Annotated in this window: 13 protein-coding genes; 5 read left to right on the top strand and 8 right to left on the bottom strand. The window is 33.5% G+C overall.

The annotated features are described in order from the left end of the window. Position 1: 1 nt before the first annotated feature. A complete protein-coding gene (locus IEV63_RS00065; RefSeq protein WP_188404713.1) occupies positions 2-1,180 on the bottom strand; it encodes a glycosyltransferase family 4 protein in 1,179 nt (392 codons plus the stop codon). A 247-nt stretch (positions 1,181-1,427) separates the two neighbouring features. Between IEV63_RS00065 and dnaE the strand changes: the two genes are divergently transcribed. Continuing rightward, entirely contained in the window at positions 1,428-5,804 is a 4,377-nt protein-coding gene (dnaE, locus tag IEV63_RS00060; protein WP_188404712.1) for a DNA polymerase III subunit alpha, read from the top strand. Here the strand turns inward: dnaE and IEV63_RS00055 are convergent. The 3 genes from IEV63_RS00055 to IEV63_RS00045 all read right to left on the bottom strand — a co-directional run bounded on the left by IEV63_RS00055 (position 5,797) and on the right by IEV63_RS00045 (position 8,307). Continuing rightward, on the bottom strand, positions 5,797-6,363 hold the full coding sequence (locus tag IEV63_RS00055) for a YceI family protein (protein WP_188404711.1): 567 nt from the start codon (positions 6,361-6,363) through the stop codon (positions 5,797-5,799). The two genes, dnaE and IEV63_RS00055, sit on opposite strands and share 8 nt — an antisense overlap. A gap of 94 nt (positions 6,364-6,457) precedes the next feature. Then, positions 6,458-7,717 carry a hypothetical protein gene (locus IEV63_RS00050; RefSeq protein ID WP_188404710.1) on the bottom strand — a complete coding sequence of 420 codons (1,260 nt, stop codon included), beginning with the start codon at positions 7,715-7,717 and terminating at the stop codon, positions 6,458-6,460. Between the two features lie 11 nt (positions 7,718-7,728). Beyond that, positions 7,729-8,307 (bottom strand): YceI family protein, encoded by a 579-nt coding sequence (locus IEV63_RS00045; RefSeq protein WP_188404709.1) that lies wholly within the window; start codon positions 8,305-8,307, stop codon positions 7,729-7,731. A 267-nt stretch (positions 8,308-8,574) separates the two neighbouring features. On the opposite strand from IEV63_RS00045, the gene IEV63_RS00040 reads away from it, so the two are divergent. Beyond that, on the top strand, positions 8,575-12,096 hold the full coding sequence (locus IEV63_RS00040) for a T9SS type A sorting domain-containing protein (protein WP_188404708.1): 3,522 nt from the start codon (positions 8,575-8,577) through the stop codon (positions 12,094-12,096). Further along, the gene (locus IEV63_RS00035; RefSeq protein WP_188404707.1) at positions 12,097-12,348 is read left to right on the top strand and encodes a hypothetical protein; all 252 of its coding nucleotides are present in this window, start codon (positions 12,097-12,099) and stop codon (positions 12,346-12,348) included. On the opposite strand, the gene mptB is transcribed toward IEV63_RS00035, so the two are convergent. From mptB to IEV63_RS00020, 3 genes are read right to left on the bottom strand one after another with little or no spacing between them, the layout of a single operon-like run. Beyond that, positions 12,300-13,670 carry a polyprenol phosphomannose-dependent alpha 1,6 mannosyltransferase MptB gene (mptB, locus tag IEV63_RS00030; RefSeq protein WP_188404706.1) on the bottom strand — a complete coding sequence of 457 codons (1,371 nt, stop codon included), beginning with the start codon at positions 13,668-13,670 and terminating at the stop codon, positions 12,300-12,302. The two genes, IEV63_RS00035 and mptB, sit on opposite strands and share 49 nt — an antisense overlap. A 48-nt stretch (positions 13,671-13,718) precedes the next feature. Then, positions 13,719-15,182 carry a cellulose synthase family protein gene (locus IEV63_RS00025; protein WP_188404705.1) on the bottom strand — a complete coding sequence of 488 codons (1,464 nt, stop codon included), beginning with the start codon at positions 15,180-15,182 and terminating at the stop codon, positions 13,719-13,721. Then, positions 15,182-15,898, bottom strand: a complete 717-nt coding sequence (locus tag IEV63_RS00020; RefSeq protein WP_229737132.1) for a glycosyltransferase family 2 protein — start codon at positions 15,896-15,898, stop codon at positions 15,182-15,184. Before IEV63_RS00020 ends, IEV63_RS00025 begins: the two co-directional genes overlap by 1 nt. A gap of 290 nt (positions 15,899-16,188) precedes the next feature. Here IEV63_RS00020 and IEV63_RS00015 point away from each other — a divergent pair, with 290 nt between their 5' ends. Further along, positions 16,189-16,356 (top strand): hypothetical protein, encoded by a 168-nt coding sequence (locus tag IEV63_RS00015; RefSeq protein ID WP_188404704.1) that lies wholly within the window; start codon positions 16,189-16,191, stop codon positions 16,354-16,356. A 10-nt stretch (positions 16,357-16,366) separates the two neighbouring features. Here the strand turns inward: IEV63_RS00015 and IEV63_RS00010 are convergent, their stop codons facing one another. Continuing rightward, positions 16,367-17,278 (bottom strand): NifU family protein, encoded by a 912-nt coding sequence (locus tag IEV63_RS00010; RefSeq protein ID WP_188404703.1) that lies wholly within the window; start codon positions 17,276-17,278, stop codon positions 16,367-16,369. A gap of 74 nt (positions 17,279-17,352) precedes the next feature. On the opposite strand from IEV63_RS00010, the gene IEV63_RS00005 reads away from it, so the two are divergent. Then, a partial coding sequence (locus IEV63_RS00005; RefSeq protein WP_188404702.1) for a choice-of-anchor L domain-containing protein occupies positions 17,353-20,018 on the top strand: 2,666 nt, incomplete at its 3' end.

Raw genomic sequence — 20,018 nt, 5'->3', positions numbered from 1 at the left:
ATTAGTCTATTAAACAAAACTCTTCAAAAGCCTTAAATTGCTGATCTAAATCAAAGTCTTTATTTGCTATATCCCGTACCTTAATTTTATTCGGTAAAATAATATCTCCTTCACTTATAGCTATTATTTTCTGTTGTAGTTCTTCAAAATTAATTTCCCTTTGCGCAATCCCCAACTTGTGACTTTCTACAATATCGGCACCTTCTCCGCTTGAGAAAAATAAAATGGGTAAGCCTAATTTAGAAAACTCAAATATTTTTGAAGGAACAGAACCATAAATTCTATTTTTTAATGGAATTAAGGTGAAATCATATTCAATTAGAGTTTGGTGCAGCAAGTCTCTATTTAGGTTTCCGTGGTAATAAACCTGTTTCTTGTTCTTAATTACTTCTTTTAATTCATTAGCATTTGGGCCATCCCCATAAATATGAAATTCAATATTTTCTGGAAATTCTATATGACTGCAAATTTGTTCAATACCTTGTGCTATTCCTATTAAACCTGCATAAACAAACTTTTTTTTATGTATACTTTTACTTTCCTTATGTTTTGGAATTTCAAATTTTGGAAAATTTCTATACAAAAAAAATGTTTTATTCTTAGAGGACGTCTTCGATGAAACATGCATTAATATTTCGTTAGATTGTCCTATAATTTTGTTCGCGCTTTTGTAAATAAAATGTTCAAGTTTTTCTAGTAAATTGTAATAAGTCCCTTTATTTAAAATACCCATTTCTAATCCTGCAAGTGGCCAAATGTCTGACACATTGAGGATTATTTCTTTTTGTTTTAAACGGCAAGCAAAACTTGCAAAAAAACCTACAATTAAAGGGGAGCATTGGATAATAACTTTCTTGGGTAGTGGTTTAAATATAACATAGAAAAACAAAATAAATGAATAACTTAAAATTGAAAATAAACGAATGTATTTGTTAGTTGAATTACTTGCTAAAATAAATAAACGAGTTGTCTTTATGGTTTTATAAAACTCATTAACGATAAACCTGTTTTTGTACTCATTAAAGATTTTACCTACAGGATAGTTAGGGAGTGGAGTAACTACATGTGGGTCATAATTTTTTTCACTTAATTTCTCTGCTAGTGAAAAGATGCGATTCGAAGCAGCTCCTGATTCAGGTGGAAAATAACTAGTTATTATGAGTAGTTTATTGCTTGACATATACTTATATTTCAAAACAAATGTAAATTAAGTTTGATTAACAACTTATTTTCTAGCTCTATTTTTAATAATTAAGAACGTTCAGAGTTATAATTCTTCGCATTCCTTTAATTCTAACTATTAATTTTATTGAATCCTGTAAGATATATAGCACAGTTGTTAAAGTTAGATTTGCACTTCGATAAAATTCATTTTTAGCAAATCTAAGAACACATTTTTAGTATTTTTGATGCAAATACTTTCCTAGATGTACTTAATTTTTGATACCGAAACTACTGGTTTACCCAAACGCTTCAAAGCCCCTATAAGTGATACTGATAACTGGCCAAGAGTTATTCAAATTGCATGGCAATTGCACGATCAGTGGGGTAATTTAATGGAAGCCAAGGATTTTTTAATCCAACCTGAAGGTTTCGATATTCCTTTCGATGCTGAACGTATTCACGGTATTTCTACGGCTTTGGCAGAAGAAAATGGAGTGCCTTTAGAAGAAGCCCTTTTTCAATTCAATTCAGCTTTACAACAAGCTAAATTTGTAGTTGGGCAAAATGTTGGATTTGATATAAATGTTACTGGAGCAGAATTTTTCCGTTTACAGATGCAAACGCCCATGACGGGACTTCCTGTTTTGGATACCTGTACTGAAACTACGGCTCAGCTTTGTCAAATTCCTGGTGGAAAAGGTGGAAAAATGAAACTTCCTACTTTAACGGAATTACATCTACATCTTTTTAATGAAGCTTTTAACGAAGCCCACAATGCTACAGCAGATGTAGAAGCAACCACACGTTGTTTTTTAGAATTAATTAGAATTGGAAGTTTTAGTCTAAAAAAGCTTCAACAAGATGCAGGATATATTGAAAGTTTTAAAGAAAAGAACCTTAGTCCAATTCAACCAGTTGGTTTACAACACATCAACTTAAAAAAGGAATCGGCTAAACTACAAAAGCAACAACAACCTGAACAAGATGCACCAACTACAGAAGAGCTTCAGAAAAACAAACAAGTTTTAGCGCAAACCAGTTTTGTTCATTTACATAACCACAGCCAATTTTCCATTTTACAGTCTACCATGTCGGTGCAAGATTTAGTGAGTTCAGCAGCAAAAGCCAAAATGCCAGCTGTTGCATTAACGGATCACGCCAATATGATGGGCGCATTTCATTTTGTTACGGCTGCTAATAATCATAATAAAGCTGCTGAAGCCACTGCAAAAGAAGCGCAAGAAAAAGGAGAAGAACCTGAGATTCTTCCCATTAAACCCATTATTGGATGCGAATTTTTTGTTTGTGAAGACCACACCAATAAATCGCAAAAAGATAATGGTTACCAAACGGTTCTTTTGGCCAAAAATAAAAATGGCTACCACAATTTGGCCAAAATGTCTTCGCTAGGTTTTACCAAAGGCTTTTATTATGTGCCTAGAATCGATAAAAAAATTATTGAAGAATACAAAAAAGATATTATTGTTTTGTCAGGTAATACCTACGGTGAGATTGCCAATAAAATCTTGAATCTTGGCGAAAAGCAAGCCGAAGAAGCACTAATTTGGTGGAAAACCACTTTTGGTGAAGATTTCTACATCGAAATTATGCGCCACGGTCAAGAAGATGAAGACCGAGCCAACGAAACCTTGATTCGCTTAGCCAATAAGCACGATGTAAAATTAATTGCAACCAACAACACCTATTACGCAGAACAAGAAGACGCCAACGCACATGATATTTTACTATGTGTAAAAGATGGAGAAAAACAAGCCACTCCTAAAGGTCGCGGTCGTGGCTTTAGGTATGGTTTACCAAATGATGAATACTACTTCAAGACCAAAGAGCAAATGAAGCAGCTATTTAACGATTTGCCAGAAGCTATATCCAATACCGAAGAAGTAGCTAATAAAATTGAAGCTTTCGATTTAGCAAGAGATGTTTTATTACCCGCATTTAGTATTCCTGAAGAATTTTTAGACCCAGAAGATAAAAAGGATAATGGTAAACGGGGTGAGAATGCTTATTTAAAACATTTAACTTTTCAGGGAGCTAAAGAACGCTACAAAGAAATTACTCCCGAAATAGAAGAAAGGCTAAACTTTGAACTTTCTGTAATTGCCAACACAGGCTATCCAGGTTATTTTCTAATTGTAGAAGACTTTATTCGTGAAGCTAGAAAAATGGGAGTTTCGGTTGGGCCTGGACGAGGTTCTGCTGCGGGAAGTGCTGTGGCATTTTGCTTAAAAATCACTAATATCGATCCTATTCAATACGATTTACTTTTTGAGCGTTTCTTAAATCCAGAGCGAGTAAGTATGCCGGATATCGATATTGATTTTGACGATGAAGGTCGAAGTAAAGTAATGGATTATGTAATTGAAAAATACGGAGCCAACCAAGTAGCACAAATCATTACCTACGGAACCATGGCTGCTAAATCTGCTATTCGAGATACTGCTCGTGTGCTGGATTTGCCTTTATATGAAGCCGACCGAATTGCGAAGTTGGTTCCTGATATGTCCAAATTGAGCAAAATCTTCGGTAAAGAAGAAAAAGAATTAAAAGAAAAGTTTCGATCTGAAGATTTAACCAAAGTTTACGAGCTTATCGGTATTTCTGAAGGAGATTCGCCTGAAGCAGAAACTGTAAATCAAGCTCGAATTTTAGAAGGTTCAGTAAGAAATACTGGAATTCATGCCTGTGGTGTTATTATTACGCCAGACGATATTACCAAATTTGTTCCCGTTGCTACGGCAAAAGATTCCGATTTGTATGTTACCCAATTCGATAACTCGGTGGTAGAGAGTGCAGGTTTACTTAAAATGGACTTCTTAGGTTTAAAAACACTTACCTTAATCAAAGATACGGTCGAAATTGTAAAAGCAAGACATAATGTAGATTTAGATCCAGAAACTTTTCCGCTGGATGATGAGAAAACCTACGAACTTTTCCAACGTGGAGAAACGGTTGGGATTTTTCAGTATGAATCGCCCGGAATGCAAAAACACATGAAGGATTTAAAACCAACTGTGTTTGAAGATTTAATTGCCATGAACGCCTTGTACAGACCAGGACCAATGGAATATATCCCTGATTTCATTAAACGGAAACATGGCGACCAGGAAATTACCTACGATTTACCTGAAATGCAGGAATACCTAGAAGAAACCTACGGAATAACGGTCTACCAAGAGCAGGTAATGTTGCTTTCGCAAAAATTAGCCAATTTTACTAAAGGTGAAGCCGATGTGTTGCGAAAAGCCATGGGTAAAAAGTTAAAAGATGTCTTGGCTAAATTGAAACCTAAATTCATTGGTCAAGCAAAAGACAACGGACACCCAGAAGACAAATTAGAAAAAATCTGGAAAGATTGGGAAGCTTTTGCTAGTTATGCTTTTAATAAATCGCACTCCACTTGTTATGCTTGGATAGCATACCAAACTGCTTACCTTAAAGCACATTATCCAGCTGAGTATATGGCTGCTGTACTTTCTAATAACATGAACGATATTAAAAAAGTAACCTTTTTTATGGAAGAATGTCGACGAATGGGCTTAGAAGTTTTAGGTCCCGATGTAAATGAATCTTACTATAAATTCTCTGTTAACAAAGATAACGCGGTACGTTTTGGTATGGGCGCAGTAAAAGGAGTTGGTGGTGGCGCTGTTAACACTATTGTAGAAAATCGAAAAAAAGATGGACCTTATTATTCCATTTTCGATATGGCCAAACGAATTGATTTACGGGCTGCTAATAAAAAAGCTTTTGAAAGTCTAGCACTTGCTGGTTCTTTTGATGGCTTTCCTAATACACATCGGGCTCAATACTTTCATATAACAGAAGGAGAACTCAATTTTTTAGAAAAAGTAGTAAAATTTGCAGCTCGATACCAAGAATCTAAGAATTCTGCTCAAGTAAGTTTATTTGGTGAAGCTAGCGAAGTGCAAATTCCAGAACCTGAAATTCCACCTTGCGACCCATGGCCAACCATGAAAAAATTAAAAGCTGAAAAAGAAGTAGTTGGAATTTTTATTTCAGGCCACCCGCTAGACGATTTTAAATACGAAATGCGGTATTTCTGTAAAAATAATTTATCAGATTTATTTGATGAAGAAAAACATAATAAAGACCTTTCTGTTGCAGGTGTAGTTACCGATGTAAACCATAGTGTAAGTAAGAATGGACGAGGTTACGGTAAATTTACCCTAGAAGATTATAAAAATTCTTACGATTTTTTCTTGTTTGGTGAAGATTATTTAAAGTTTAGACATTTAATGATTGTCGATGGCTTCCTTTTTATAAAATGTGTTAATAAGGTCTATATTAACAAAGATTCAGGGAAAGCAAGTCCACCAAGGGTTAAAGTAAATTCAATAAGACCTTTAAGAGATATTATGGAAGAGTTCTCAAAAAAACTCACTTTAATGTTAAGTTTAAATCATGTTCAAGATGAAAAAATAAACTTGTTGAACCAGACTTGCAAATCTTTTGAAGGTGATAAGCGATTACAATTTAAAATTGTTGATAAAAAACAAAGTTTAGAGTTATCCATGCCAAGTAAAAATCAAAAAATTAAAATTTGTAAAGACTTATTAAACGAACTTAAAAAGCTAGACGTAGCTTTTAAACTTAATTAAGGCTAACAAATAAATCAAAGTTGATATCGATAAGCTCATCTACTTTAATTAATCCCATTAATTTCTTTGGGCTTTCTAGCTCAAAGTCGGAGATGTTAATTATTAAATCGCTAGTGTAATGAAATTGATCTGGACTGAGTACCTTAAATTGATAAGCTTTGGTTTGGCCTGCAATTTCAACATCAACATTGGCAAAATATGTATTTTGCTGCTGAGTAATAGATTTTACTTTAATGTTGATTTGTGGGAATTGTTCTGTTTTTAATAAATTTTTAAAATCACTATTAATTCTCTTACCGCCACAATCAAATGCATTTGCTTTAAGGTGAAGCATAGCGTTTACTAACTTAAAATTATTGTTGTTTGCTAATAATTCAATACGCTTATTTTTTAGTTCAATATGGTTCTCGTAAAAACACTCAAATGAATTTACATTAGAAGTGCCCTTAATGCTTATTTTACTTTTATCTTTTATTTCTAAATTGATGGTTCGATAAGCTAATTTTGAAAAAGCAGATAACATTAAAAAACTCAAAAGAAGCATAATATATGATTTCATAATCCTGAGTTTATAGGTTGTTAGTTTAATTTTTATTACATAAAATAAGGCTTTACAGGTTAAATAAAACCCATAAAGCCTTTTCTTTAAAATATTAGAAACTAATTACGGCTTCTAGGCTAATTCCATCAAAGTTTCCATCATCTAAAATGCTGCCAGTAGGGTATCCTGAATAGTTTTGGCTTACATATTCTATTTTGGCTAAAATATTTTTAGTCATAAACCATCCTGCACCCAATTGTATACGGTCAATTTCTATGTCTCCACTTGTTTCTTCTCCATTAACATAGCTATAACGTGCACCTAAGTAGAAATCTTCTGTAGCTCCAAATCTGTAAATAGTTTCTGCTGCATAATGGTTGTAGGTTCTGTTTTCTGGATTAGGTCCAAATCCTTCACCAGAAGAATTTTCATAAAGTCCGAAGAGTTCGAATCCTTTGTATTTCACAAAAGGGTTAACCATTATAGCGGTAACTTGTGTTCCGAAGCCAGGATTTACTCTACCTGATCTAAAGTTTCCAGCCGAACTCGCATCTGGGCCTTCCATTACAAAATAGTATCGAGAACCTGCTCTGTCGCCATCATATAAGAAGTTTTTCGCACTTCGTGCAGAATTGTAAATAGAAGCGGTTAATCGTGTTCTTAAGTCTTGATTTAGTTGTTTGTCGAAGCCAACTTTAGCAATTACCGAAGGACTTGTGGGTACATCTACAACGCTTTGGTTTAATTTACCATTGGTAGCACCAATCATACCTATCCAGCCATTTCTACGATAGTAAATCTCACCACCAACTTCGGTAGTAAAGGAATCCATTAAGTAGTTTCCTATAAATGGATTATACATAGCTTGAGCATTATCTGATCTTCTAAAGTGCGCATCGCCATAGTTGTTTTCCATGTGTCCAAATTTTACAGTTACGTATTGCATTAGGTCTTCCATAAACCCTTCTTTAACAAAATCTAATTTGTCAATTTGAATGTAACCGCCTTTTACATAAGGTTCTGGGTGGTGTCTTGAAGACAAGTAAGTTCTTAAGTGCATGCGTACACCATCTGCAAGTACAACATCTAAATCTAAGTTTGCAGTGGCTAAATTAAAGTTACTCTCTAACTCAACTAGTGGCTCACCACCACTATTGGAGTGATCTAAAGCTTGAAATTGAAGAGTAGATGCACCACCAATTCGCACTTGCAAACCATCAAAAGTTGAAACAGTATCCTTTGGAGCTTCAAAAACATTAATTCCTCGTTTATCTGGTAAACGGTAGTTGTCTAAATCTCTCTTTTGAGCAAATCCTTGATTAAATAAACCAAGAGCTAAAATAATTACGAAGGTTTTTAAAATCGTTTTCATGTGTTTGTTGTTTATTGTTTATTGTAGTTTAGATTAAAGTTGATGTTTACAGCATCACCTGTTTTAATTGTACCAAACATAGCTGTTGGTGGGTCTACACCAAAGTCGGTCATAGTAATTGTGTAGTTTGCTACTAGGCTGGTTTGGTTATTATCGATTTCTACAGGAATGCTTACCACTTGCGTATTTCCTGCAATGCTTAAGTTTCCTTTTAGGTTTGCTGTATAGGTAAAATTCCCTGTTTTTTCAAGTTGTGTAGCTTCAAGAAACGAAAAAGTAATGTTAGGATTTTTTTCTTCTTTTAAAGCTTCATACGTATTACTATCCATTTTTCCTTTTCCACTTTTCATAGATTTTATAGGAATTGTTAATGAAATATTTGAAATATTAAGCTTGTCATTTTCCATTTTCATTTCAATGAAGCCATCTGCTTCTTCTACTTCCATTTCCCAATCGTGGATATTTGAAGTTCCTTCGATTAAAATTTTGTGATTAGTAAAATTGAATTTTTCTTGTGCCTGTAGAGCTAATCCAATAGTCATAAAAAAGATGATGATCCAAGTTTTCTGTATCCGATATGTACTTTTCATATTACAAAATTTATTAAGATTTGTTGAAGCAAAACTACCTAGGGAATTCTGTTTTTTAAATGACATTCATCAGGAATATAAACTATATTCTAGAGTTTACTTTAAGTCTTCTAATAAATTGAAAATGTGAAAAATGAGAATTATTGAAATCGAAAACGATGTAGTTGTTAATAACTTATTTTTATTGCTAAAACAATGCTGATTTACTATTCGTATTGTTTTTTATTTATGAAATTATAATTAGCTTTAACCAGCAATTTGGTTTAGATGAAGTTAATTTTGATGCTTTTCGGGATGATGATGTGTATGCAATTTGGTTTGCATGGGCAAAATGCAATTCTGGGTGATGGATTTACTGATGGGTGGAATAATCCTACTAATAGAATTTGCTTTACAGATGGAGCTGGCGGTTCAAGAATTGGTGTTTTTCAGCCAAATAATTTAAATGGAGATAAGTTTTTTAGACTAGTAACTTGTTGGGATAATAACGAAGATCAATGGGGTCCAGATGTTGACGGTGTAATTATGATAATTGGACAAGAATTTACAGCATATGCTAAGCGAGACTTTAATGCATTTCAAATAGAAAACGCAGATGTTAATTACAATTATGTATTTAAAACAAGAGCAGGTGGAAATCCACCCAGTCCATTAGCCTTAATATTTTTTGAAGTTCAAGGAGATATAAGAACAGTTTCAAGTGTTAGCCAGTCACAAGCCAATGGCGATATTTTTTTTGGAGAAGATGTAAGCATTACGGCTAGTTTAAATGCCACTTTAAACGCTGGTCAAGCTGTTTATTTACGTTATTCTACTGATAATTTTAATTCTTCAACAGTTGTAAATATGACAGGTTCTGGAACTAGTTATACAGCTACCATTCCTTCAACTATAAATATAGCTGGTGCAGAAATTGACTACTATGTTTTCACTTCTGGCACAGATGCTTCAAATAATCCACTTTCAATTTCAGGAAGTAATTCTGATTTTTACACTATAAACTCAGACAACAACACAGGCTCAAATTACTCTTACACTGTTCGTTCAGAATACATAACAAAATCTAGTGCTACTAATTGGGGCACAGCTTCTTCATGGCGAGCTGGGGTTGTTCCACCAAATGACGCTGATGTAATTGTAGCGCATGACTTAAATTTGACCGATGACCGAGAAGCGAGTAATGTTGAAATTGAATCTGGAGCTTCTTTAAATTTTTCGGATGCAGAAACTTTAAACATTCGAAACAATGGCAGTTTAATTAATAATGGAACTTTTAATGCCAACAACGGAACCTTAAACTTTTTAGGCAATGGCTCTATTTTTGGAACACTTAGCTTAAACGATGTAGTGCTAAATACGGGCGGTGTTTCATTTGGAACTACTTGTACAATTAACGGAAGCTTGACTTTAAATTCTGGTAGTTTTGTGAATACCAATTCACCAATTTATACTGCGAACTCTACTTTAATTTACAATTCGGGAAGCAGTCCAACCACGCCTTATCAAAGACGCTCTGAATGGAGTAATGTTGATCCTGAAGACCCACAAGGTCAAGGGACACCAAGTAATGTAATACTTCAAAATAATACAGCGGTAAATTTAGGTTTTGAACGGAAAGAGTTTGATGCCATCATGAAAGCTAATTTAACTATTAATGCAGGTAGTTTTTTGCTCATGGATTTTGGGAGTGATGATATGACTGGATCTCTGGTTGTTGGAGGAAATGTTTTAAATAATGGACAAATTTCTTTATCTAATTTATCAGGTGGCGACTTAAAAGTATTCGGAGATTTTACTAATAATGGCGTATTTCAAGATAATGGCCGTGCTCTTTTTTTTGAAGGAAGTGAAAATCAACAATTCAATACAGCAACTGAATTTGAAATTCCTTTTTTAATTATCGCTAAAACAGCTGGAGAAGTAACTTTAAACCAAGATATTATTATTTCGGGAAATGGAGATGGCTTACAAATGTCTGATGAAGCCATTCTAAATTTAAATGGAAATGTATTGCAAATTGGTAATTCAACCAATACAAGTGTGGTTTTTAATAATAATTCTGCTCTAAAAGCTTCAGTTGATTCTAGAATTGTTTTTAACTCCACCAATGCTTCAGCAGGAACTTTAAAGTTTCTTCAAAGCCCTGTCAATGCAAATGCTTTAGCTGAATTTGAAATGGATGGAAGTGGAGGGATAACAATTACTGACACATTGAATATTCACAATAAATTCATTTTAAAAAATGGGACTTTTTCGTCTAATGGAAATTTAACTTTTAAAAGTTCTGCATTAAAAACAGCTATAATTCCAGAAGTTTTGGGTGGTAGTATTACAGGAAATATTCGGACTGAACGCTATTTCTCTGATGTAAACCGTTCGTTTAGATACGTTTCTTCGCCTGTAAATTCAACCGATAATATTAGAGCTAATTGGCAAGAAGGGGTAAATAATTTGGGTACCAATTATCCAACAGATAATGAAAACCCCAATTCTGGATATGGAACACATATAACTGGCTCCACTTCGGGGGCAAATGGTTTTGATGCGACCTTAACTGGAAATCCTTCGATGTTTACTTGGAATAACATAACACAAGAATGGTCGGCCATTCCAAATACCAATGCAACTAATTTGGAAGCTGGAAAAGCATATGCTTTAATGGTTCGAGGCGATCGGTCAACTAATTTAAATTCGAATGAAGCCCAAGGAGGAGCAACAATTCTTAGAAACTTTGGAGGCCCAGAAATAGGCACTTTTACAATTCAATCTTCAACTATGCCAACTGCTGCCGAAGAATTTGCTTTAATTGGCAATCCGTACCAAGCACAGGTAGATGTAAAAACCATAAACACAACTGGTTTAAACACAAATTTTATGTACATCTGGGATCCGAATATAGGAGCTACCGGCGGTTACACAACTATCGATTTAACCGAAAATCCTGTATTAACAACGCCTGCTTCAAATGCAAATGAACGGCTTCAACCAGGGCAAGCTTTTTTTATGGAAACTTCTGCAGCCACTTCTTCCATAACTTTTGAAGAAAGTCATAAAACAGAAGACATAACCAATGTTGAAACTTTTTCTATTTCAAACACATCTGAAATTTATATACGCTTAGCTGAAGAAAATTCACCTTCTATTATCGATGCAACTCGAATTGTATTTGGTCAAAATTATACCGATGAAGTCAGTTTTGAAGATGCGAAAAAACTATGGAACAATGCTGAATATATCGCGATAAAAAAACCGAATAATTGGTTGGCTATTGAAAAGAAACCTTTGGTTGAAAATGATACAATTCAGTTATTTACTGGAAATTATCAATTAGAAGATTACCAGCTAACAATTAACCTAAGTAATCTAGAAACACAGCAGATTCATTTAAAAGATGCTTATTTGAATGAAATGTATGAAGTAGAAAATGATGAAGTTTATACGCATAACTTCAGTGTAGACGCCAGTATTCCTGAAAGTATTTCAACTGAGCGGTTTCAACTTATTTTAGAAGAAATTCCATTGTCAAGTATTGCTGAAATTCAAAAGCAAATAAAAATTTATCCTAATCCAGTTGTAAATGAAGAAGTTTGGGTTCAACATCATTTCCAAAATGGAGAACATATTCACGTAACAATATACGATGTGTTAGGGAGAGCACTAATGCCTAAACAAAAAGAAGTGAATTCAAATTCTTTTAAAATTGATTTAAGTTCATTTTCTACAGGAATATTTATACTTCAAATTAGCAGCGAGAAAACTGTTTTTAATTATCAATTAATAAAAGAATAAGTGAAAAACAACAGATTTATATTTTTGTTTTTAGCAAGCTTTTTGTTGTGTAGCTTTGCTTATTCTTTTCAGACTCCGGGTTCTGCTAACCCACCCGAACCACCTGGAGATGGAGGAGATGGTGCCTTGGTTAAAGATGTTCCAGAAATGGCTTTAGATTACTCTTTATTATTTATTTTATTGGGCATTAGCTTAGCTTATTTTTATTTTAAAAAAACAGATTTTTTCTTTTTCAAGCACAACAAATCATAAATTAAATACCCTAGTACTAAGGTATATTCCAAAGCAATTAAACCTATTTTTTCGGTATAAATCTCATTTTGATAGGCTGCATAACTCAATATTACCGTAAAGGACCAAACAATTAAAAATTTAAAACGCGTAAAAACACTCAACAATAAAGGTGTGGCTATATACCAAGGATGAACAGTAGTTGAAAACAAAAAATAAAAACTTACCCCAAATAATAAAAGCTGAAAAATTGCTTTTTGAGATGAAGTTTTCTTTAAAAAAGCCAAATATAAAATGTAAATAAAAATGGAAACAGAACCTATTTTTGAAAGTGTTGCAATGGTATTCCAGCCTACTAATTGGAAGCCAATCCATCTAAACAGGTAGTAAAAACTAGCATTAAACTCAAATGTACCAAACCATAAAGCGATGCTGCTTGAAAAATTTTTAAAAAAATGCTCTTCAATTAGACCCCAAAAACTAAGTATAAAAACAAATATACTTAGCGCTGTAAATTGGATAAATTGAAGCAAATTTTTATTTCTAAAAATAGAAGTTGGTTTATGGTTCTGCGAAAAAAATCGATAAAAAATAGGAAGTAATACCAGCGGAAGCAATTTAGTTGCGACCGAAAGTCCAAAAAATAAAGCTGCAATTCTTGTTTTTTGTTTTAGAATAAAGTAGATAGCAGCCAATAAGAAAAGCAACATTAAACCTTCGTAATGAAGATTTCCAACAAGCTCTAAAATAATTAAGGGATTTAAGCTGAACCAAAAAATGTTGTTAAGTGGTAAGTTTAGATGGCCTAATATTTTTTTGCCAAAATACAGTATACCAACATTTGCCAAAATGAGTATAATTCGCATTACGATTGTTGCTCCAAGAATAGATTTTGGTGCGATTGCAGCAGCCAACACATAAATCCACTGGCTAACAGGTGGATAATTAGAATAATGACTTGCATTTAAATTCTGCATTCCATTTACTAAATCTTGAGCTTGTGGAATTATTTCTGGATTTTGCTTTAAAATTTCGTTGGGTGTAAATAGATAAGGACTTATTCCATTGGCGAGCATTCTACCATCCCAAATAAAGCGATAAAAATCCTGAGAAAGATTAGGAGTGCTAAACAAAAACAAAGCATAAAATACAATTGAAATGTAAGTAAGCTGCTTAAAATTTAAATCCGCATTTTTTAATAAATTAGTTAAAATTAGAAATAAAACACTGTACAAACCTAGAAGCAGGTAAAAATCGCTTCTATTTAAGAAATAAGCAAAATACAAATACAGCAAAGCGGAAATAAAAACAAGCAGGTAATTAAAAGTTTTGTTAGCTAGCATCTTATATATTCTCAGTGTAAAATAATTTTTCGCTTATTTGAAATCGAATTAACTCATCTTAAAAACACTTTTGTACCAAACAAAGCTAAAGCCAAAAAACAACATTAAATGAAAAGGCAGTAAACCAAATTCATTTAGTTGAAATGCGCTATAAATTCCAAAAGCAAAATATACCATCAAGATAAATTCAATTCCGTTCTCCCAAGATAAATTTCTTTTTGTTTTAATATGAATTTTTTTGTTTTCAACGCTGTTGAATTTTGGGGTACGCACAAAACCAGATTTTTTTCCAAAATGACCTTCTATAACCGCTTTGGTGTTATTTACCGACATGCCCATAGCAATGGAAAAAAAACTAAAAAACAAGCCTGCAAATTTCCAAACGGAAGCTTTTTTACCTTCGATTTTTCGATATGTGAACGCATAGACTAAAATAAAAACTAGCGTGCTTAAACCGAAAAATGCAATGATATAAAACAAAACATGATATGCAGCTGAATTTGCTTTAATGAGCAAAATAGGAACACTTAATAAAGCTAAAGCCAAAACCACGGCAAATAAGCTACTATTGAGTAAATGAAAAAAAGCATGGATTTTGGTTACCCATTTTACATCTTTTTGTTTCAATACATAGCTGTAATTTTTCTGAAAATTTTCTGCTGCACCTTTGTTCCATCTAAATTGTTGCGAACGAGCGGCATGGATTACAACAGGCAACTCAGCAGGAGTTATCACATCTAACAAATATTTAAACTTCCAATTTTTTAATTGGGCTCGGTAACTAAGGTCTAAATCTTCGGTTAACGTATCACCTTGCCAATTTCCAGCATCCAAAATGCATTTTTTTCGCCAAATTCCTGCTGTTCCATTGAAGTTAATAAAGTGATTTCTAAAATTTCTTCCCACTTGTTCTAACACAAAATGAAAATCTAAAGCAAAAGCTTGAATTTTTGTTAGTAACGAATAATCTTTATTTAAGTGTCCCCAGCGGGTTTGAACAACGCCAATTTTTTCATCCTTAAAATAAGGAACAGTCTTGTACAACCAATCTTGTTTAGGAAGAAAGTCTGCATCAAAAATAGCGATGAATTCTCCTTTGGCTACAGCGAGACCTTCCTTTAGTGCACCAGCTTTAAAACCAACTCGGTTTTTTCGATGAAGGTAAATTATATCGATACCTTTTTGCTGAAAAGCTTCAACCAATGCTTTATTTTTTTGAGCAGAAGCATCGGTAGAATCATCTAAAACCTGAATTTCTAATTTGTCTTTTGGATAGTTTAATTGGCAAATTTGAGTGATTAATCGTCTTGCCACTTGTTTTTCGTTGTAGATAGGCAATTGAATGCTTACAACGGGAATTTCATCAGGTTTTGTAAAATCAAACTTGGGTGATTTTACTTTTTTACTTTTCTTCCATTTTAGAAAATTAAAAAGCAAATTTAATTGTATCAAACTATATGCAAAGATAATAAACAACAAAAAGCTGTAAAGAATGATGATTATTAACTCCATTATTTTAAACGGTATTTAAAAATCCAACCTAAAATTTTTACACCGGCCATTACAGCACCTTTAAGCGTTCCTGAAACTTTAGAAACACCGATTCGGTTCCGATATTTTACAGGAACTTCTCTGTGTTTTAATTGATGTTTTAAAGCTTTTAGTTGCATTTCAATAGTCCATCCATAGGTCTTGTCTTGCATATTTAGCAAAAGTAATTTTTCATACTTAATTGCTCGAAATGGACCCAAATCGGTAAATTTTGCTTTATACAATAGCTTCATTAAAAAAGTAGCCAACCAATTTCCAAAAATTTGAGGAAAAGTCATGCTTCCTTTTTCACGCAATTGTTTTTTTCTTGCACCAATCACAAAATCGTAGTTTTTATTCAGAATAGGTACTAATAATTCAGGCATTTGTTCTGGATAATCGCTAAAATCTCCATCTAAAAAAACAATAATATCAGGAAGTTTAGTTTTACTTGCTATATATTCCATTCCTTTTAAACAAGCATAGCCATAGCCTTTTTGTTTTTCAGTAAGAACGCTAGCTCCAGCTTGCTTAGCAACAGTGGCTGTGGCATCAGTGGAGCCATTATTTACTACAATAATTTCTTCAACAAAATTAGGAATAGCATGTATTACTTTTGCTATTGAACCTGCCTCGTTAAAAGCAGGAATAATTACATTTATTATTTCTGAAGTGATTTTTTGGGAGTCTTTTTTCAATATGAATCTATTGTTCTTTGTGTTGCAAAAGTAGTTTACTAAACAGTACAGTCGAATGATTTGTATAAAATTTACATTTCAAAATGAACCATCTCACTCTTTTTACATAACTATTAGAAACACAACTAGGTCATTCTAAACAATGTTTTTTTGGTTTTATGATGCATTTGCGAAAGTTTTTTAAGTGAAAAATCGCAAACTGCTTATTTAGAATTGCAAGCTTTGCCCGAACCGCATGATGGAGTACTAGGTCTTAGTTAATAAAGCCGCCCACTCTTTCAAGTATTGGCGTGATTGATGGTTTTGCTTTGTCTGAAACTAAACTTTTTGAAATTAAAAATATTCCAACTTCAGAAGCATTTGAAATTACTTTAGAACCTGAAGGATCAAGCGAAACGCTCAACTCAGAAATTTATATATACTTGGAACAGTGTGGAGTAGATAAAAACACTTACTAAGGGAAGTTACTTACCCATTAATTGCAACCACATGGTTTACTTTTCCATGTAGCATATCTTTTAGCATGGTTTCAATACCGTTTTTTAAAGTCATTGTCGATGATGGGCATCCGCTACAAGCGCCTTGTAAAATTACTTTTACTTCTTTAGCTTCTTCGTTGTACGATTCAAATACAATATTTCCACCATCACTAGCAACGGCGGGCTTAACATACTCATCTAAAATGCTAACAATCTGCTGAGATATATCGTCTAAATCTTCAAAAGATGAGTTGTTAGTTGAATTACTTTGGGCTTTTTCTGCTTGTTTTTGAACTGCTTGCTGGTTAACAGCTTCTTTACCAGACTCAATAAATTTCTTTATAAATTCACGAATTTCGGTAGTAACATCTTCCCACTCTACAATATCATATTTCTGTACAGAAACGTAATTACTGTCCATAAATACTTCTTTTACAAATGGAAAATGAAATAATTGCTCTGCTAGTGGAGCTATTTTAGCTTCTTCAATACTTTTAAATTCAATAGACTGTAAAACAAGCTTTTTATTAGCTACAAATTTTAAAACCGAAGGATTGGGCGTACTTTCTGCATAAACAGTAACCGGTACTTTATTGGGCGCTTCAGTTTCTTCAATAATTTGACCACCATTGTTTATAAAAGTTTGGATGGTTTTTAAAACTTCTTTTTGTACATCGCTCCATTCTACAATATTGTATTTATCTATAGCAATAAAATTTTGAGAAATATAAACCCTTTTTACAAATGGTAAATGAAATAATTTTTGTCCTAAAGGCGAAGGCTTTGCATCTTCAATATTATTGAATTCGAAACTTTGGTGGTTCACTAGGAAGTCGTTGGCTACAAATTTTATAATGGATGGATTATTTGTAGTTTGTATTTCAAATGTATAGGTCTTCATTCAAGTAATTTTTTTCAAAAATAGGAAAAGAAACTCAATACTTTGAATATATTTACGCACGAAATAATAAGTCTATGTTAAAGAAATTTTCACTTTTATTTATAGTGTTTTTTACACTAACTGTTTACAGTCAGGATTACAATTGGTTAGAATTAGAACAAGTAGATGCAATTACTACTTGTGAGGGTTCACTCACCGTAAATAATGATGATGGCCAAATTGGAAACATGAATCATACATTGGTTATTTGTCCTGATGAAGACGGATTATTGAGTACAATTGATTTTACAGAATTTAATATCCCAGGGGGCAACTTAACCCAAGAATTCACTATTTATGATGGAGATAATATTAGTTCACCAGTTTTGTATTCATTACCAGGAAATTTACCCAACGGAGGCTTTGTTTCTGCAACCGAAAGCAACACTTCAGGTTGTATAACCATTGTTTATCAGGCTGGATTTGTACCACCATCTTTTGATGTGAATTTTACAGCAACAATAGATTGTCGTGAACCATGCCAAGATATAGAAGCCATTGTAGTTAGTATCGAAGCTGATAATATTTGTTCAGAACCAGGTTCAGATGCTCTAACTTTCCCACAAAACGAAGGCATTACGTTTAATGCAGATGCAAATGCTTCTAATGGTACTCCAAATGATGAGCTTACATTTACTTGGGAAATAGAAGAACCTAATAATGGTTCGACTACACTAACTGGTATTGATCCATCTCAAGCATTTAACACGCCAGGTCTTTACCAAGGTACATTAATCGTAACAGATGAATTCTTCTGTGAATCAGATCCCGTTGGTTTTAGCTTTATAATCGGTACCAATGAATTGTCAGTCAGTGTTCAGGACGATCAGTTTACACTTCAAGAATTAATTGAAGATGTAATGGTTGGCGGTGGCGACTGTGCTAATGTAAATAATATAACATCACCCGTTAGCTCTCCTAATGGAAGTAGTATTGGCTATTTTACAAGAGGTTGTAGTAATTTTCCTTTTGAAGAAGGTTTAGTAATTGGTAGCGCTGGTATTGGTGAAATAGTTGGAGACTTTGGATTTGAAAATGGATGGGGTGAGCCTGGTGGAGCACCCAATGAACAGCTTCTAGCTACCGTTGGAGGTAACCCTACAAATAACGTAAATGATCCAACAGTTATAGAGTTTGAATTTAGTTCTTTTGAAAGTGAAGTAAGTTTTAACTATATTTATGCTTCGCAAGAATATACTTCAAACTATCCCTGTACGTATGCTGACCCCTTCGCTTTTATTGTCTCAGGTCCTGGTATTAACAATATAAATGATTATGACCATGATGCTAATCCTAATACGGCTATACAAAGTCAAGACTTAGGTGGTTTAAATGTGGCAACTTTTTCGCCAGATGGTTTTTTGGTTCCTACAACAGCTACTAATATTCATCCTGGTCCACCTAGTTTTAATTGTGGTGCTAATTCTTTAGGAGGTTCCTTTTACTCACAATTTTTCAACCAATTAGATCCACCATATCATAGTTTAAATGGAGAAACTAATTTATTAACTGCTTCTTTTAATGTAGTTCCTTGTCAAACCTACACCATGAAACTAATGATAGCCGATTGGAATGATTCAATATTGAATTCTTTTGTGTTTATTGAAGGTGGTTCGTTTAATATTGGTGCTGATTTAGGTGATGATATTACTGTAGAAACAGATTTTGTATTGCCATATGGTGAAGAACAAGAGTTAACTGTTTTTGGAGGAGTTTTAGACACCAATTGTGATATTGAAATCGATTGGTTTTTAGACGGTAACCTTATTGATGGTGCTAATGATGCTTCTTATAACGCTACTGAAACAGGAACATATACTGTTTTTGTTGGTGGAGATGGCGGTTGTGATGATGAAGATTCAATTGTTGTAGAGTTCCTACCTACTGCTAATTATGGTGAACCTAGTGCTAATCCGGATGATCCATTTCCATTTCCAAACATTACTTTTTGTGGTGAAGGAGGAGAATTAGAAAACGGTTTATTAGAAATTGACCCTTTTGATTACTTAATCCACAATGGTTTAGGGCAACCTATTCCAAATGATGCTTCATCGCTAGCTGATTTGAATATGGAAGCTCATTATTTTGATTCTGAACAAGATGCTATCGATTTTGTCGATCCAATTCAAAACCCAGAAATATTTCCAATTCCACCAGGTAATTTTGTGCAAGAAATTTGGGTTAGAGTAAATGAAAACATTTCTGGAGAAAGACAAGGCCCGGCTATAGATAGTTTTGAAATCATCTTCTTTGAAGAACCTGAAATACAAGACAATCAATTAACTAATCTTACCAATTGTGGCGATTTTACACTACCTACTCAAATTTTCGATTTAACTGAAAATGATGCAATTTCTATAGGAGTTCAGGATCCCAATATTGTTAATGTTTCTTACCACTCAACCGAAGTAGATGCCGAAGCAGGAGAAAACCCAATTTTAATTCCAAACAACTACACCTTGCCTAATGGAGTTGATGAGCAGACTATATATTTACGTGCTGAGAATACAGGAAGTGAAGATTGTTTTGATATCGCTAGTTTTAATATATTTCAGTATAACGTTATTGTTGCCAACCCACTCCCCCTAATCGAAGAATGTGAAATCGGTGACACTGGCGAAGGCGTATTTAACTTAACCCAGCAAAACGGCTTGGTATTGGGTGCCAACCAAGAAGCTTCAGATTACAGCATTAGTTACTT

Source organism: Psychroflexus salis (assembly GCF_014640175.1).
GTDB lineage: Bacteria > Bacteroidota > Bacteroidia > Flavobacteriales > Flavobacteriaceae > Psychroflexus > Psychroflexus salis.
Note: the sequence above shows the minus strand (reverse complement) of the source record. Positions and strands in the feature narration are given on the sequence as shown.